This window comes from Micromonospora matsumotoense, from assembly GCF_900091525.1.
Taxonomy (GTDB): domain Bacteria; phylum Actinomycetota; class Actinomycetes; order Mycobacteriales; family Micromonosporaceae; genus Micromonospora; species Micromonospora matsumotoensis.
Map to the genome: position 1 here is coordinate 1 of NZ_FMCU01000030.1, position 16,390 is coordinate 16,390.

Genomic DNA, 16,390 nt, shown 5'->3' on the forward strand with positions numbered 1-16,390 from the left:
TGCTCAGTTCGTGGAGGATGTCGGAGGCGGGGGTGATCGGGTACGCGCCGAGGAACACGGGTAGTCCGGAGCGGACCCCGGCGGCGACCAACCCCAACGACAGGGCGGCGTTACCGGTGATGTTGCGGTAGGTGCCCGGGAGCATCTTGGCGGGTTTCACTTCGTAGCGGACCGAGAAACTGTCGGTGGTCTCGCCGTAGTTCCAACCCGCCTTGAACGCGGCGATGTTCGCCGCGACGAGGTCCGGACGCTTGACGAACTTCCGTTCCAGGAACCGTAGCGTCGAGTCGTAGGGGCGGGAGTACATCCACGACAACAACCCCAACGCGAACATGTTCTTCGCTCGTTCGGCGTCTTTCTTCGACACCGCCAACTCGGCCAGGGCGCCTACCGTCATCGACGTCAACGCCACCGGATGCACCACGAACCCGGCCAGGGAGTCATCCTCCAGGGGGCTGACCGCGTAACCGACCTTGACCAGGTTCCGCTTCGTGAACTCGTCGGTGTTCACGATGATGTCCGCACCCCGACGTAGATCACCCACATTCGCTTTCAACGCCGCCGGGTTCATCGCGACCAGGACGTTCGGCGCGTCACCCGGCGTCAGAATGTCGTAATCGGCGAAATGCACCTGGAAACTCGACACCCCCGGCAGGGTCCCCGCCGGCGCCCGAATCTCCGCCGGGAAATTCGGCAACGTCGAAATGTCATTACCCAACTGCGCCGTCTCCGAGGTGAACCTGTCCCCCGTCAACTGCATCCCATCACCCGAGTCACCCGCAAACCGGATCACCACCCGGTCCAACTGACGAATCTGCTTCGCACCGGGGGTCCCGCCGTCCGCGGCCTGCGCCTCGTCGTACCGTGTCGTTGGGGTCATGGGTGGTCACGTCCCTCTCTAGTCCGCGCGGCGCGCACCACGACGACGCGACGGGCCGACGCCCGGCCCCGGCGGCGTCAGCGCGGCCAGCGGTTGTCGGTGCGCATCGGCGGGGAGCCCGCGCCACCGGGGTCGGCGACCCCGTCGTCAGCCGACGGGGTCGCCGACCGCATCAAGCGCCGGCGAGCGCGTGCGACCACACGCTAGGTTCCGCCCCCGGCCGTGCCAACCCTTAGCGATCCCCTACCACGCGTCCCACCGCAGGTCCCCGCACGGCGGCCCGGCGGGGCGCCCGGCGGGCACGACTGAGGGGGCGCGGGCCTCGGCCCGCCATGGGACACTTGTATACATGGGCGAGCTGACCAGCGGCGCAGTGGCCGAGCCGGGGTCACCGCTGCGGCCGGGTGATCCGGAGAGTGTCGGACCCTACCGGCTGCACCGCCTGCTCGGATCGGGCGGCATGGGGGTGGTCTTCCTGGCCGAGGCGCCGGGTGGGGGCCGGGTGGCGGTCAAGGTCGTCCACGACGAGTTGCGGTCCCGGCCGGAGTTCCGGCGACGGTTCGCCCGGGAGGTCGCCGCCGCCGGCCGGGTGGCCGACTTCTGCACCGCCCGGGTGCTCGACGCCGACCCGCAGGGCCCGGTGCCCTACCTCGTCACCGAGTACGTGACGGGATCGTCCCTGCACGAGCACGTGACCCGGCACGGCTCGCTCTCCGGGCCACAGGCCGAGGCGCTGGCCGTCGGCGTGGCCGCCGGGCTCACCGCGATCCACGCCGCCGGGCTGGCCCACGGCGACCTGACCCCCCGCAACGTCCTGCTGTCCCCGTTCGGGCCGAAGGTCATCGACTTCGGGTTGGCGAGCCTGATCGAGGTGCTCGACCCGACCACCGGTCCCTCGTACGGCACCCCGGGCTGGTTGGCCCCGGAACGCCTCGCCGGCTTCCCCCCGGCCCAGCCCGCCGACGTCTACGCCTGGGGCATCCTCGTCGGCTGGGCCGCCACCGGCCGGCTGCCGGTCGATCCCCGGGTCCACCCGGCCGGCGGCCCCGACCTGAGCGGGCTGCCCGCCGGCCTGGCCGCGGTGGTCGCGCGGGCGCTGCGTACCGACCCCCGACAGCGCCCCACCGCCCGGGAGGCGATGCTGATCCTGGTCGGCAGCGCCGACACGGCGAGCATCCGGTCGGCGGTGGAGCCGGTGGCGGCGACCACCGAGCAGCTCGACGGCACCCGGTGGTATCCGGTCGTCGGCCAGCCGGCCACCCTGCTCGCCCCGGCCCCGCCGCCGCATCGGCCGCCGCCGTCCTGGCCGGCGGTGGTGACCGGGGTGGTGGCGGTGGTGGCCGCCGTCGTGCTGGGCGTCGTCGCGCTGCGCCAGGCCGACCAGCGGGGCACACCGCGCGCCGACCCGAGCCCGTCCGCGCCGGCCCCCACCACGCCGAGCCCCACCACGAGCCCGTCGCCCTCCCCGCGCCCGTCGCCGGCCACCGCCACCGGGCAGGACGGAGCGCTGGAATTCACCGTACGGGGGGTGCACTGCGGGCAACGCGAGATCGGGTTCTGGCCGTTGACCCAGCAGGCGGACGGGGTGTTCTGCATGGTCGACGTCGACGTGGTCAACAAGGGCGACAAGGGCACCATCGTCTGGCCGCTCAGCCAGCGGCTGGTCGACACCGACGGCCGTGGTTACACACCGGACACCCGGTCCCTGCTCTACTATCCGGACACCCAGCGGTTGACGAAGAACATCAGGCCCGGCGCGACGGTCAGCGGATCTCTGGTCTATGACACGCCGGTCGGCACCGAGTTCCGTCAACTCGTCGTCCACGACACACCCTTGAGTGCGGGCACCACCATCGATCTATCGTGACCGGGAGAGCCGGAGAATATGGACGTCGCCGTCGCTATCGGGCTCAGCGGGCGGGCGCTGACCCGGGCCCTGTACGCCACTGGACGGGGCGTGGTGCTCGTCGCCACCGCCGCGCTCAGCCTGACCCTCTTCATCACCACCACCCTCGCCACGGCGTTCATCCTGCTCGGTGTCGGGGTGCTGTTGCTGCCACTGGTCACGCCGCTGGTCCGCCGGCTGACCGGGCTGTGCCGGCACCTCGCCGCCCGCTCCGGGGTGCCGATCGCCACGCCCTACCTCCCCCTGCCACCGCTGGAACCGGGGGTGTTCGGCTGGGTGCAGCGCTGCCGGTCCATCCTCACCGACCCGGCAACCTGGCGTGACCTGCTGTTCCTGCTACTCAACACACTGGTCGGGTTCGCGCTCGGGCTGCTGCCGCTCACCCTGCTGGTCTACTCGGTGGAGGGGTTGGTGCTCTCCACCGGGTTCTGGATGCTGATGCGCGAGTCCGGGGTGAACTTCTGGTACGGCTTCACCGCGCTGGACTCCTGGCCGCACGTGGCGCTCGGGGCACTGGTCAGCCTCGTGGTGTTCGGGATCTGGGCGGCCGCCACCCCGCACGTGCTGGCCGGGTACGCGCACTTCGCCAGGTCGCTCCTGGGGCCGAGTGAACGGTCGATGATCACCTCCCGGATGCGGCACCTCTCCGAGACCCGTTCCGACGTGATCAACATTCAGGCCACCGAGCTGCGCCGGATCGAACGGGACCTGCACGACGGCGCGCAGGCGCGGTTGGTGGCGATCGGCATGAAGCTCGGCGCGGCCAACCGGCAGTTGCGGACGAACCCGGACGCTGCGGAGACCCTGCTGGTCGACGCGCGTAACGCCACCGCCACCGCGCTGGAGGAGCTGCGCTGCCTGATCCGGGGCATCCACCCCCCGGTCCTCGCCGAGCGGGGCCTGGAGGACGCCATCCGGGCCATCGCACTGGAGAGCCCGATCGACGTCGAGGTCACCTCCGACGTGCCCGGCCGGATGGCCGCCCCGGCGGAGTCCGCCGTCTACTTCGCCCTGTCCGAACTGCTGAACAACGTCCTCAAGCACGCCAACGCCGACCGGGCCAGCATCGATCTGCGCCACGAGGACGGTCTACTGCGGGCGGTGGTGATCGACAACGGTCAGGGCGGCGCGGACGCTTCGCTCGGCACCGGTCTCCGGGGCATCGAACGACGCTGTGCTACGTTCGACGGGACGCTCGTCCTCAGCAGTCCCGAAGGTGGGCCGACCGTCGCGATCCTGGAGCTGCCGTGCGCGTTGTACTCGCCGAGGACCTCTTCCTCCTGAGGCAGGGGATGGTCCAGCTCCTCGAATCGTACGATTTCGAGATCGTCGCGGCGGTCGACAACGGACCGGCGTTACTCGACGCCCTGGTGACCCTCCGCCCCGAGGTCGCGGTGGTCGACGTGCGACTGCCCCCGACGTTCACCGACGAGGGCCTCCAGGCTGCCCTGGAGGCCCGACGCCGCTGCCCCGGCCTACCCATCCTGGTGCTCTCCCAGCACGTCGAGCAGCTCTATGCCAAGGAGCTGCTCGCCGACGCCAGCGGCGGCATCGGATACCTGTTGAAGGACCGGGTGCTCAACAGCGACCAGTTCGTCGACGCCATCCGCCGGGTCGCCGACGGGGGCACCGCGATGGACCCGCAGGTGATCTCCCAGCTGCTGGCCGGCCGGTCCCGCCGGGAGCCACTGTCCACACTCACCCCGCGCGAGCGGGAGGTGCTGAAGCTGATGGCCGAGGGATGTTCAAATGTGGCCATCGCGCAGCGTCTCATCGTCAGCCAGGGCGCGGTCGCCAAGTACACCACCAGCATCTTCACCAAGCTCGACCTGACCCCGGCGGACGACAGCAACCGTCGGGTGCTGGCCGTGCTGGCGTACCTCAACGGCACCCGCGCCGACGTCTCCTGACCTCGCCGGTGGGGGTCGTTGCTCCGCAATTGCCTACCGACCACGACATGCAGCCGCGCCCCCGGTCGACGACCGGGGGCGCGGCTGGGCGTTCACTGCGCGTCAATCGACGGCGACGGCAGCTTCCGCCGGCCGGGTGAGCATCACCCGGTGGCCGGGCAGCAGCGTGGCAGCGAAGGCGAGCACCGCGGCGCCCGCCACCACTGCCAGATAGATGAAGACCGACCCGGAGGGGAAGGGCCGGCCCAGCACCACGGCGCTGAACGGCAACAGCGTGGCAATGGACGCGATGGTGCCGAGCACCACCCCGATGATGGTGATCATGCCGGCCTCGATGCTGAGCATCTCCAGGGCCTGGCGTCGGGTGGCACCGATGAGCCGTTGCATGCCCAGCTCACGGCGGCGACCGGCGGTGGCCACGATCAGGGTGTTCGCCACCGAGATCATGGTGTAACCGGCGACCAGGGCGACGAGCAGATAGTTCACCCAGGCCTGGGTCTTGGTCCGCTCGGCGAACGTGGCGATCGTGTCGCGCTCGCCGATCAGGGTGCCCGGGTTGCCACCGACCTTCTCCCGCAGGCTGGCTGCCAGTTTGTCGCGGTCGGTGCCGGGTGCGGCGGTGACCAGGATCTGTCGGGTCAGCCCGGTGGTGCTGTGCGCGGCGAGCAGCTCGGCGGGGAGCATGATCGTCTCGTACCCCTCCTTTGCCGGGTAGAGCGCGACGACCCGCAGGTCGACCGCCGACCGGTCACCGAGGCGCAGCGTGATCTGGTCGCCGATGCCGACGTTCAGGTTCTTGCCGGCCACCTCGGGCAGGGCCACGGTGTCACCCCGCAGGTCGGCCAGGTTGCCCTCGATGGTCCGGACGCCGGTGATGCTGGCCGCGCTGGCCGCCGTCACCCCCTGCAACGGCCAGGGCGACTCGACGTGCGAACCGTCGTAGGGCTTGTTGATCCAGCCGGCGCTGGTGACGTACGCCGACGCATCCTCGACGCCCGGCGCGGACCGGAGCTTCTCGACGGTGTCGGCGGGGAATCCACCGGTGGCGGAACTGAGCACGACGTCGGCGCGGAGATTGTCGGAGTAGTAACGCTCGGCGGCCTCGTTCTGCGTGGTCTGCAGGTAGAAGTTGGCCAACGCCACCGACACCGCCAGCATGATCGGGGTGACCGCGGCGGCCACCCGGACCGACCTCGTCCGAATGTTGATCGTGCCGAGGTAGCCGGAGAGCCCGAAGAACGCCCGCACCGGCACGCTGAGCATGGCGGCGAGGAGCCGGGTCAGTCCTGGGCTGATCAACGCGATCGCGATCGCCCAGCACATCACCGCCGGCCCGGCGGTCGCGGACGCCACCGGGCCCCGCAGGGCGACCCCCGTCACGATGATCAGCACGATCCCGCCGGCGAAGAAGAGGAAGGAGAACACCACCCGGGGCCAGGTGACCCACTTACGCTGGACGGCGGCCTCGGCGATGCCCTCGGTGGGCCGGGTCTTGGAGGGGCGTCGGCTGGCGACATAGGAGGCGACCAGCGCGGCGAAGATCCCGACGGCCGGTCCGATCAGGTAGGGAACCACGCCCTGGTGGAACTCCACGACCGGCGAGATGACCCCGGCCTCTGCGACGAGCCAGTGGATCAACGGCCCCAGCAGGGCACCGGGAATGCAGCCGAGGATCGCGGCGCCGACCGCGACCACGAGCGCCTCGCGGCGGATCATCTTGCGGATCTGCCGGGGCGTCGCACCGATGGAACGCAACAGCGCGACCTCCTTCTGCCGCTGCTGCACCGACAGGCCCAGGGTGCTGGCGACCACGAAGATCGAGACGAAGACGGTCATACCGGCGAAGACACCGGCGAGCGGGACCAGCTGGGCCCGCCCGCCGACCGCCTCGGGGAACTCGGCCACCCCACGGTCGTCGCCGGTCAGCACGACCAGCTTGCGGTCGTTGAGGGTCTTCTCGATGCGGCCCCGCAGGGCGTCCAGGTCGGTGCCGGGCTTGGCCATCACACCGATCGCGTCGGCGCTGCCGGCGTGCGGGTCGAACCGCTGCACGTCACCGCCGGAGAAGAAGAGTGCCGAGTGGCTCATCTCGTCCCGGGCCCCGGCGAGGCCGGTCACCTGGAAGGTGGAGACGCCGCCACCGACCGCCACCTCCACCCGGTCGCCGACCTTGATCTGGGCCTGCCGGGCCACCGCCCGGTCCAGGACGACCTGGCCGGGCTGGGCGGGCGGCTGTCCGTCGAGCCGGTAGGACCCGAGCGCAGCCGACTCCCAGTCATGACCCAGCGACTGCGTGCCGACGATCACCGGCACCCCGTTGCGGACGACGGTGGCGGCGAAGGACGCCTCGGCGATGGCCCGTTCGACCCCGGGCACTGCCTGGATCTTGCCGACCAGCCCGGAGTCGATCCAGTACCGTTCGGCCAGCGGCACGGACTTGATGTCCTTGGTGTCCTGCGGGTCCTTCTTGGGCACGCCGTAGGTCTGCTTGCCGCTGACCACTACGTCGGCCGCCGCCAGACGCTGTGGCGGGACCGCCAGCCGGATGCCGGTCTCCATCAGACCGCCACAGGCGACGATCAGCGCCACCCCGAGGAAGACCGCGGCGAACGTCGCGATGAACGCGAGCCTGCGGTAGCGCAGGGTGCGCCAGGCGAGGTACGTCATCAGAAGCCACCCCTGCCGGTCGACTGCGGCGCCCGGTTCTGCTGCCACGCGGTCAGGTGGGTCATCCGCTCGGCCACCACGTCGGCGGTCGGCGACTCCAGTTCACCGATGAACTGGCCGTCGGCGAGGAACAGCACCCGGTGCGCGGCGGACGCGGCGACCGGGTCGTGGGTCACCATGATGATCGTCTGGCCGCCGCTGGACACCGTCTCGCGGAGCAGTTGCAGCACCTCGATGGTGGTCTGGGTGTCCAACGCGCCGGTCGGCTCGTCGGCGAAGATGACCGCCGGCCGCATGATGAGCGCCCGGGCGATCGCGACCCGCTGCTGCTGCCCGCCGGAGAGTTCGCTCGGCAGGTGCTTGCGCCGCTCCGCCAGACCCACCCGGCCCAGCACCTCCACCACGGAGGAGCGGTCGGGCCGACGGCCGGCCAGCCGGAACGGCAGCCCGACGTTCTGCTCGACGGTGAGCGCCGACATCAGATTGAACGCCTGAAAGATGAAGCCGACCCGCTCGCGGCGCAGCATGGTCAGCTGGTTTTCGTTCATGCCGCTGAGTTCCTTGCCGTCCAGCACCACCGAGCCGGACGAGGGCACGTCGAGCCCCGCCGCGCAGTGCAGGAAGGTGCTCTTGCCGGAGCCCGACGGCCCCATCACGGCGGTGAAGCTGCCCCGTGGGAAGCTCATCGTGACGCCGCGCAACGCGTCGACCCGGTTCTCACCGCGCCCGTACGTCTTACGGACGTCCCCCAGCCGGACCGCGTCAACGGCACCGCCGGTGGGCGTCCGATTATCTTTATTCCAGTTCACCTCATGCTCCCCGCAGAAGAACGTCGCCAGACGGCGGTGGGTATAGGTTCACGGTATGCAACGGGCGGGCGGCGCTCTATGGAGCTAATGACCCGAAGCGGTGGGTCTAGACCCACCGCTTCGGGTCGGGTTCTTGAGCCTTCCGCACCAGCTCAGCTCGCCTGTACTGCTGCCGACTCCCAATGCGGCCAGGAGCGCTCGGCCCCGCTCGGCGCCACCGCCAGCAGTCCGGCCCCGGTGGCGTCCATCGGGAGGCCCAGCGACAACTCGGTGCGTCGCCGGACGTTCAGCTTCCGGTAGACCCGGGTCAGGTGCTGCTCGACGGTGCTCACCGTGATGTACAGCTTCTTGCCGATCTCCCGGTTGGTGTGACCGAGCGCGGCCAGCGTGGCGACGCGCTGTTCGGCGTCGCTGAGCCGGGACATCTCCTCGTGCTCCGGCGGGGCGTCCGCCTCGTCGCCGCCGCCGGGCAACAGCCGACGGCACAGCGCCTGCGCCTGGATGTCCTTGGACAACTGCATCGCGCTGCGGGCCACCACCCGGGAGGTGTTGAACTCGCCGCGCCCGTAGTGCGCGCTACTGAGCGCGGCGAGGGCGAGGAAGAGCTGGTAGCGGTCGCCGGCCTCCTGGAGCAGGTTGGCCGCCTGACGCAGGGTGTTGACCCGTTGTTTGACGTCGAGCGCCGACCCGAGCAGCCGCAGCGAGATGCCCCTGGTCCGGGCGTTCTCGGCACCGGGCCGGGAGAGCTGCTCGGTCACCAGGCCCCGGGCCAGGTCGGGCCGGCCGGACCGCAGGTAGACCTGGGCCAGGTCGCCCCGCCAGGGAAGCAGGGTGGGCAGATCCAGCCCCCACTGGGTGGCCAGCTGCCCGCAGGTCTCGAAGTCGGCGAGCGCGGCGTGTGACCGTCCCCCGGCCAGGTGCAGGTGGCCGCGGGCGCGCAGGTAGAGCGGCCAGAACCAGGTGTCCCGCATGGCATCCGGCATGACGTGCTTGAGCTGCGCCTCGGCCTCGTCCAACTTGTCCATGCCGATCTTGGCGAGCAGCAGGTTGGACAACGGCGAACCGATCGCGACACCCCAGTTGTGCGGTGACATCGCGTCCAGCGCCTCGCGGGCGAACCGTTCACTGAGCGGCAGGTCGCCCTGCCGCAGCGCGATGTGCGACCGGACGTCGGACAGGATGGCGTGCCAGGTGGTGGCACCCCGCGCCCCGGCCTCGGCGCCGAGTACGTCGCACCAGTGCACGGCCCGGTCCATCCGGTCGGCGTAGACCAGCGTCTGCAACGCGCACAGGGCCGACTCCAGTCCGACGTCGACCAGCAGGTGGCTGCCGAGCACCTGCTCGGCGCGGGCGATCACGTCGTCGGTCACCCCCTCGGTGAGGACGGCGGTCAGCGACGGCGTGGCCGATCCGAGCGGGCCGTCCGAGCGGGCCGCGGTCATGGCCGGCGTGGTCACCGACGGGACGCCGGGGGTGGCGTCGAGTTCGGCGAAGGCGACCGGGAAGTGCAGCCGCAGCCACTCGGTGCACCCCTCCAACTCGGCTACGGTGGTGGCGTCCCACTGCTGCCGCGCGGCGCGCAGATGGCGCAGCGTCTCCTGGGCGTCCTCCCGATGGCCGTGCCAGAGCTGGTAACGCAGCAGCGCCGCGGCATGCCGCTCGGAGAGGTGCCCGGCCCGCAGCGCGTCGCGCTGGGACTGGAGGTGCTGGCTCACCGCTGCCGGATTGATCCGCCACTGGCAGTCGGCCAGCAGCGCGGTCAGCGCCGCCCGGCGGGGGACGTCGTCGCACATCTCGTGGGCCAGTTTGAGCGACTCCACCGCATCGTCGACGCGGTCATCGGCGAGCGCGTGTGTCGCCGACTCCTGGAGCACGGTGATCGCCCAGGGCTCGACCAGGCCGCCGGCCGCGAGCAGGTGACCCCCGATCGCCGAGGCGGGCGCGCCCTCGGCGTGCAGCAGCTCGGCCGCGCGGGCGTGCATCTCGGACAGCGCCTCCGGGGCGAGGTCGTGCAGCACCGCCGCACCCGCCGCCGGGTGGCGGAACCGGCCGGCGTCCAGCAGTCCGGACGTGGCCAGCGCGTCGAGTACCCATTGGACCCGGGCCGGCTTGCTGTCCAGCAGCCGGCCCAGCAGCGCCGGGGTGGCGAAGTCGCCGAGCAGGGCCAACCCGTGGGCCGTCTCCAGGATCACCGGGTCCCACCGCCGCAGGCAGGCCAGGACGGCCTGGCGGAACTGGTCGCCGACGACCAACTCGGTGCCGTCGGCCGACCCGGCGGCACGCCGGTCCTGGCCGAGGGCGTGCAGCAGCAGCGGGTTGCCGCCGCTGACCCGGTGGTACGCCGGAGCGAGCGCCGCGGCGGTGTCCCGGTCCATCCAGCCGCTCAGCAGCTCGACGACCCCCGCCTCGGAGAGCGGAGCCAGCTGGATGTTGCAGAAACAGGCGTGCCGGGTGAGCTCGGCGCGGAACTCCGGGTTGAGCGGTTGGGGTTGGGGTGACTCGGTGAGCACCACCAGCAACTGCGCGGCGGTGAGCCGGCGTTGCAGGTAGAGCAGGGTTTGCAGGGTGGTCTCGTCGGCGAACTCGACGTCGTCGACGAGCAGGACGAGCGGCCGGTCACGGGCGATGTCGAGCAGTTCGGCGCACATCCCGCGTACCGCGCTGATGTCGACCGTGCCCTCGGTCGTGGTGTCCCCTGGCTCGATGAACGCGGCGATGCGTCCGAGCGTCTCGGCCGGCAGCGGCACGCTGTGGAACAGCTGCCCCATGACGGCGGCAGGCAGCAGTCGCTCGGCCCGCGAGCAGGCGGCGCTCAGCACCAGAGCGCCGGTCGCCTCTACGCGGTCGGCGAAGGCCCGCAGCAGCTCGGTCTTGCCCGTGGCACCAGGGCCGCTGATCAGCGCGACCCGTCCCCTGCCCGTGGCGCTTCCGGAGTAAAGCTCCCGCAAGATGTCAAGCTCGCGGCTTCTCTCCACGAATTCCACCCGTCTCCCCCCAGGTCAGCGATGACGCATCGAACGGGGCGCTGTCGCCTGGCGGGACAGGCCCCCGACGAAACCGTTCGGCTCGATGCCACGCGGTCCGCCGAGGCCCACCCGGCCACTGACCACGTCAGCCCGAAAACCGGGTCCTTCAATGATGATGGTCAATTAAATGACGGCTTTCGCCACGCCTCGACGGCGACCCCAGCATACATAGACACCCGTACAAGACGGTAGTGGGGTGATGATACTTCGTCACTGATATGACGTACGGGCGTGGGGTTTTGTCGGGTTGTCGGCGCCGGCCATTAAATTACCAATCAGTAGCAATTACATGATCCAAGAACCGCCTCACCCCTCCCACCTGCACGGATGGCCGCAGAATCAACCACCCCACAGGTCGCTGACCTGGAAAAGGTCTGCCCCAGAGGGCTCTTACCGGAACTTTTGCATCAAGTCAGCCTCATACCCCACCGACCGCGACGACCTCGTCACACCACCATCGAGCGGACTAGAGGCATTAAAACGGGCAATTCACTCTTGAGGAAAAATTGAGTTTCAGCGAGAAGACGGAGCTATTACGGGCGCAATTCAGAGCTTGCCGCATTCCTGTCGACCTTGCGACATCAGCACGGGTATCGCAAATGCGGCCTGCCGGGTCAGGAAAGTGGCCGCAGGTTGGCCGGCGGTGGAAATCTGGTGGCGGACCGGCGGGTTAGGGGTCGCTTCCGGGTATACGCCGGCCTTCGTTGCCGCCAGGCTGGACCCATCCGAGGGCAGTGACGTACAACACGGTATCGAAAAACGTCTCCGCCCCCAGCCGAGGAGGAAAGCGTGGACGATCTCACATCGGTGAGCAGCGCGCGGCGATTCAGCGACGTTCGCGGCGACGAGCACTTCGAGGGCGACGAGCACTTCGAGGTGGTCCTGGAGGGCGGCCCGCTCGGGCTGCCAGCCACCACCCGGGCCCGCAGCGCGCCGACCGGCACCGGCCGGATCAAGGTGCCCTATCTGGGCGGCTACGAGCACTTCGAACGCTCCGGTGACCACGACGGCCTCAACGACGACGCCTCGCGGGTGGTGATCTTCCGCTGGACCATGCGGACGAAGATCGCCGAATGACGGTACGACACAGGGGGCACCGTGGCCGGTGCCCCCTGTGTCGTCGTCGGGATCAGCCGGTCGGCTCGCCGGGCGGCAGCGACGCCAACTCGGTGGCGATCAGTCGGATCACGTCGGCGGCATGGTCGTTGAGGTAGAAGTGCCCGCCCGGATACACCCGTACGTCGCACTCGCCGGTGGTGTGCCGACGCCAGTCGTCCGCCTCGTCCAGGGTGGTCACCGGGTCGGCGTCGCCGGTGAGTACGGTGATCGGGGCGGCCAACCGCTGCTCCGGGTCGGCCCGGTAGGTCTCCACCGCCTTGTAGTCCCCGCGCACCGCGGGGAGAATCATCGGCAGCAACTCCGGGTCGCCCAGCACCCGCGGGTCCGACCCGCTGAGCCGGGCCAGTTCCCGCAGTACCCCGGCGTCGTCGCGGGTGTGCACGTACCGCTCGTCGCGGACCCGGGACGGGGCCCGGCGGCCGGAGGCGAACAGCCGTACCGGCGGCCGGCCGGTCTCCCGCTGCAACCGCAGTCCCACCTCGTAGGCGAGCACCGCACCCATACTGTGGCCGAACAGCGCCACCGGTCGGTCAAGCCACGGCTGCAGCGCGCCGAACACCCCGTCGGCCAGGTCGGCGACGGTGTCCAGCACCGGCTCGTGTCGACGGTCCTGCCGGCCGGGGTACTGGATCGCCAGCACCTCCACGGCGGGCGAGAGGGCCCGGGAGACCGGAAACAGGTAGCTGGCCGAGCCACCGGCGTGCGGCAGCGCCACCAGCCGGATCGCGCTGGACGGCGACGGGTGGAACCGCCGTACCCACAGGTCGTTCTCTAGCGTTGCCGTCATCACTGGTCCTCTGGGGATCGACGCCGCGGGCACGCCCGCAGCCGGAGGTTCCCGGGCCGGCGGTGCCTCGGCCGGCACGCCAACAAGCTCGCTGCGGTGCCGGCGCCCACTGACGAAGCGAGCGTAGGAACACCGGGAGAACGGGACAACCCCTAAGCGGGGCGTCTGCCCCCTAGCGCGGCAAGGGGGCAGACGGCACACCGGGGCACCGGCAGCGGCGTGAGGAGGTGGAGCCGGTCGGCCGCAGGGTGGCGTTCCCGCCCCTGCGCGGGAACGCCACCCCCGGCTCAACGGTGCGGTCAGGCCACCGGGTGGGCCGGCCGGCTGCTGGCCGGAGCGGCCGGGACCGGTCCGATCCGGACCCCGGGGCCGGGCACGCCACCGGCGGGGCCGGCGCCCTCGGCGACCCGGCCGACCGGCACCGCGCCGGCCGGAACAGGCGCGGCGTCGGCCGTGGCAGCGTCGGGATCGGTGTCGATGGCCCCTTCGGCGGGTGGCGGGGTGGCGGCCGACGGGGTGGCGGGGTCGCCCGGCCCACCCGACGTGTCCTGTCCGGGCACCGACGCGCCCACGTTGCGCAGCAGCACAGCGGCCAGCACCGCCGTCACCAGCAGGATGCCGGCGGCGACGACCGCGGCGACCCGCAGCTCGGCGGCGAAGGCGGCGCGCGCCAGCGCCACCAGCGTGTCCGCCGCGACGGTGGCGAGCCCGCGGCTCTCCTCGACCGCGCCACCCAGGGTCTCCCGTGCGGTGGCCCAGGAATCCGCCGACACCCCGTCCGGTGCCGCGCCGGAGAGTTGCTGCCGGTAGACGAACGTGCCGATGCTGCCGAGGATCGCGACGCCGAGCGCCGCACCCAACTGGCTGCCCGTCTCGGAGAGCCCGGCAGCGGCACCGGCCCGCTCCGGCGGCGCGGTGGAGACGATCAGCTCGGCGCTCAACGTGAGGACCATCGCGACGCCACCGGTCATCAGCGCCTGACCGACCACCACCTGGGCCAGTCCCGCCGCGTCGCCGACCTGGGCGAGCACCAGGCAGCCGGCCGCCCCCACCAGCAGACCACCGGCCGCGACGTAGGCCCGCCGGAAGCGCTGCGCCAGCATCGGGGCCAGCACCGCCGCGCCGATGCCCGCCGCGGCGGCGGCCGGCAGCGACCACAGCCCGGCGGTGAACGGGCGCAGCCCGAGCACCAGTTGGAGGTACTGGCTGATGAAGAACATGAAACCGACCAGCGCGAAGTTGGCGAGCACGTTCATCACCACCGCCGCGCTGAACGCCGGTGCGCGGAACAGCCGAACGTCGATCACCGGGTCGGCGAGACGCCGTTGCCGCCACACGAAGACGGTCAGGAAGACCAGCCCGCCGACCACGCCGGCCACCGGGGGCCAGTCCGCCCCGTGCTCGGCGAACTGCTTGATGCCCCAGACCGTCGGCAGCACCGCGACGAAGGCCAGCACCGTGCTGAGCAGGTCGAACCGCCCGGCCGCCGGATCGCGGAACTCGGGCAGCAACAGGGGGGCCAGGATCAGCAGGAGCAGCATGATCGGCACGTTGATCTCGAAGACGGCGCCCCAGGAGAAGTACTGGAGCAGGGCCCCGCCGGCCACCAGACCGATGACGCTACCGGCAGAGAAGCCGGCCGCCCAGAGCCCGATCGCGGCCCGACGCTCGTTCTCGTCGTGGAACATGTTGCGGATCAACGACATGGTCGACGGCATGAGGGTCGCACCGGCGGCACCCATCACCGCCCTGGTCCCGATCAGCATGCCGGGACTGGTGGAGAGGGCCGTGGCCACGGATGCCGCACCGAACACCGCCGCGCCGATCATCAGCAGCCGACGGCGCCCGATCCGGTCCCCCAGCGTTCCCATCGGGATCAGCAGGCCGGCCAGCACGAAGGCGTAGACGTCGGTGATCCAGAGGAGTTGGCTGCTGGTCGGCTCAAGGTCCGCCGTGATGAACGGCAGGGCGTACGACAGCACGGTCATGTCCATGCTGATGATCAGTGTCACCATGACGAGTACCGCGAGGCCGATCCACTCGCGACGGCCGGCCTTTGCCTGCGCTGTAGCCATGGCCGAAAGCTATCACCGGTTATATACAAGCGTATACATCCGGTGGGTGAATTAGGGGGTGGTTCCGAGTAGGGTGACGCCCGTGGGTCATCGGGAACGCCTGCTGGCAGGGGCTAGAGTCTGCCTCTACGAACGCGGCTACACACGCACTACCGCCCGTGACATCGTCGCCGCCTCGGACACCAACCTGGCGTCGATCGGGTACCACTTCGGCTCCAAGGAGGCGCTGCTGACCGCAGCCCTGGTCCAGGCGTTCGAGGAGTGGGGCGTCGAGATCGACCGGGTGCTGCGCGACGGCACGCAACCCGACCTGATGGACCGGCTGGAGTCGATGTGGACCGGTCTGGTCGAGTCCTTCGGCTCGCACCGGCCGCTCTGGGTCGCCGGGATCGAGGCGTTCGCGCTGGCCGAGCACCTACCGGTGCTGCGGGAGCAGTTGGCCGAGAGCTACACCCGGGCCCGCCCGGCGCTGGCCGCCTTCGTCCTCCAGAGCGGCGGCGAGAACGTCACCGAGGAGACCCGCAAGGCCATCGGCTCGTTCCTCCTTGCGCTGATGATCGGATTGACGGTGCAACGGCTGCTCGACCCCGAGGCCGCCCCCTCCGGCAAGGAGTTGGCCGCGGCGCTGCGGCTGATCATCGGCGCGGTCCACGACACCGCCGGCGACTGACCTCCGGAGCAGTGCCCCCTTGCGGGTGACGGACCGGAACAGGGGCCCGGATAGGGGTCGTCCCCGGCCACCCGATCACTCCACCCGCACCAGACCGGCGCGGAGCATGTCCTCCACCCAGACGTCGACGTCCCGCCGGGTGGCCGCCGGATCGGCCGCCCACTGCCGGGCGAGGACGCCAGCCGCGCGCTCCGGCGAGCCGCCCTGCTGCTGCAACGCGATCCACATGGCCGCGGCGGTCGCCCCGAACCGGTATCGCAGTCCGTCCCGTTCGGAGGTCAGCTCCAACTGCCCACTCCGGGTGACCTTCGCGATGATCCCCTGTTCGAGTCGCACCCGCATCCTCCCTACCTCTCCGCGTCCACCTGGTGGCACCTGCGGCGAACCGGTCCGTCCACCCCGTCCGGCCACTACCGTACGAGGTCGGGCGGTAACGCGATACGGTCATGGACCCACGCCGAAGGTGGACAAATACCCACCCTCTACCGGGTAGGAAGCCCGAGGTCCGCCGGCCACCGTGGGTGTCGGCGGACCTCGGGTC

At 70.8% G+C, this 16,390-nt stretch carries 12 protein-coding genes; 5 read left to right on the forward strand and 7 right to left on the reverse strand.

Annotated elements, in window-relative coordinates:
- Positions 1–880 (reverse strand): 2-oxoacid:acceptor oxidoreductase family protein (locus GA0070216_RS31605; RefSeq protein ID WP_176739240.1); only part of this gene is annotated, 880 nt, incomplete at its 3' end.
- A 349-nt stretch (positions 881–1,229) separates the two neighbouring features.
- Between GA0070216_RS31605 and GA0070216_RS31610 the strand changes: the two genes are divergently transcribed.
- Genes GA0070216_RS31610 through GA0070216_RS31620 form a run of 3 tightly spaced genes read left to right on the forward strand, consistent with a single transcriptional unit; the run spans position 1,230 to position 4,696 of the window.
- Positions 1,230–2,747 (forward strand): protein kinase domain-containing protein, encoded by a 1,518-nt coding sequence (locus GA0070216_RS31610; protein WP_091253895.1) that lies wholly within the window; start codon positions 1,230–1,232, stop codon positions 2,745–2,747.
- An 18-nt stretch (positions 2,748–2,765) separates the two neighbouring features.
- Positions 2,766–4,070, forward strand: a complete 1,305-nt coding sequence (locus tag GA0070216_RS31615; RefSeq protein ID WP_091253898.1) for a sensor histidine kinase — start codon at positions 2,766–2,768, stop codon at positions 4,068–4,070.
- Complete coding sequence (locus tag GA0070216_RS31620; RefSeq protein WP_091253901.1) at positions 4,034–4,696, forward strand: response regulator; 663 nt, start codon at positions 4,034–4,036, stop codon at positions 4,694–4,696. Before GA0070216_RS31615 ends, GA0070216_RS31620 begins: the two co-directional genes overlap by 37 nt.
- A 102-nt stretch (positions 4,697–4,798) precedes the next feature.
- On the opposite strand, the gene GA0070216_RS31625 is transcribed toward GA0070216_RS31620, so the two are convergent.
- The 3 genes from GA0070216_RS31625 to GA0070216_RS31635 form a co-directional block, all read right to left on the reverse strand.
- Entirely contained in the window at positions 4,799–7,363 is a 2,565-nt protein-coding gene (locus GA0070216_RS31625; RefSeq protein WP_091253904.1) for an FtsX-like permease family protein, read from the reverse strand.
- Positions 7,363–8,172 (reverse strand): ABC transporter ATP-binding protein, encoded by an 810-nt coding sequence (locus GA0070216_RS31630; protein ID WP_091253907.1) that lies wholly within the window; start codon positions 8,170–8,172, stop codon positions 7,363–7,365. Before GA0070216_RS31630 ends, GA0070216_RS31625 begins: the two co-directional genes overlap by 1 nt.
- Before the next feature lie 152 nt (positions 8,173–8,324).
- Positions 8,325–11,156 (reverse strand): helix-turn-helix transcriptional regulator, encoded by a 2,832-nt coding sequence (locus GA0070216_RS31635; RefSeq protein WP_091253909.1) that lies wholly within the window; start codon positions 11,154–11,156, stop codon positions 8,325–8,327.
- Positions 11,157–11,987: 831 nt separating this feature from the next.
- Between GA0070216_RS31635 and GA0070216_RS31640 the strand changes: the two genes are divergently transcribed.
- A complete protein-coding gene (locus GA0070216_RS31640; protein WP_091253913.1) occupies positions 11,988–12,275 on the forward strand; it encodes a DUF5988 family protein in 288 nt (95 codons plus the stop codon).
- Between the two features lie 52 nt (positions 12,276–12,327).
- On the opposite strand, the gene GA0070216_RS31645 is transcribed toward GA0070216_RS31640, so the two are convergent.
- Together GA0070216_RS31645 and GA0070216_RS31650 are read right to left on the reverse strand one after the other, a co-directional pair.
- Positions 12,328–13,104, reverse strand: coding sequence for a thioesterase II family protein (locus tag GA0070216_RS31645; RefSeq protein ID WP_091253916.1), 777 nt, complete (start codon positions 13,102–13,104; stop codon positions 12,328–12,330).
- 299 nt (positions 13,105–13,403) lie between these two features.
- Positions 13,404–15,179 (reverse strand): MFS transporter, encoded by a 1,776-nt coding sequence (locus GA0070216_RS31650; RefSeq protein ID WP_091253918.1) that lies wholly within the window; start codon positions 15,177–15,179, stop codon positions 13,404–13,406.
- 82 nt (positions 15,180–15,261) lie between these two features.
- Here GA0070216_RS31650 and GA0070216_RS31655 point away from each other — a divergent pair, with 82 nt between their 5' ends.
- Positions 15,262–15,849 carry a TetR/AcrR family transcriptional regulator gene (locus tag GA0070216_RS31655; protein WP_091253921.1) on the forward strand — a complete coding sequence of 196 codons (588 nt, stop codon included), beginning with the start codon at positions 15,262–15,264 and terminating at the stop codon, positions 15,847–15,849.
- A 75-nt stretch (positions 15,850–15,924) separates the two neighbouring features.
- Here GA0070216_RS31655 and GA0070216_RS31660 read toward each other — a convergent pair whose 3' ends face one another.
- The gene (locus GA0070216_RS31660) at positions 15,925–16,191 is read right to left on the reverse strand and encodes a PqqD family peptide modification chaperone (RefSeq protein WP_091253924.1); all 267 of its coding nucleotides are present in this window, start codon (positions 16,189–16,191) and stop codon (positions 15,925–15,927) included.
- Positions 16,192–16,390 lie beyond the last annotated feature (199 nt).

Bases quoted from the DNA above. Each gene is read 5' to 3' on its own strand.
- GA0070216_RS31645 (WP_091253916.1), bottom strand. From the start codon at position 13,104: ATGACGGCAACGCTAGAGAACGACCTGTGGGTACGGCGGTTCCACCCG.
- GA0070216_RS31650 (WP_091253918.1), bottom strand. From the start codon at position 15,179: ATGGCTACAGCGCAGGCAAAGGCCGGCCGTCGCGAGTGGATCGGCCTC.
- GA0070216_RS31660 (WP_091253924.1), bottom strand. From the start codon at position 16,191: ATGCGGGTGCGACTCGAACAGGGGATCATCGCGAAGGTCACCCGGAGT.
- GA0070216_RS31615 (WP_091253898.1), top strand. From the start codon at position 2,766: ATGGACGTCGCCGTCGCTATCGGGCTCAGCGGGCGGGCGCTGACCCGG.
- GA0070216_RS31625 (WP_091253904.1), bottom strand. From the start codon at position 7,363: ATGACGTACCTCGCCTGGCGCACCCTGCGCTACCGCAGGCTCGCGTTC.
- GA0070216_RS31610 (WP_091253895.1), top strand. From the start codon at position 1,230: ATGGGCGAGCTGACCAGCGGCGCAGTGGCCGAGCCGGGGTCACCGCTG.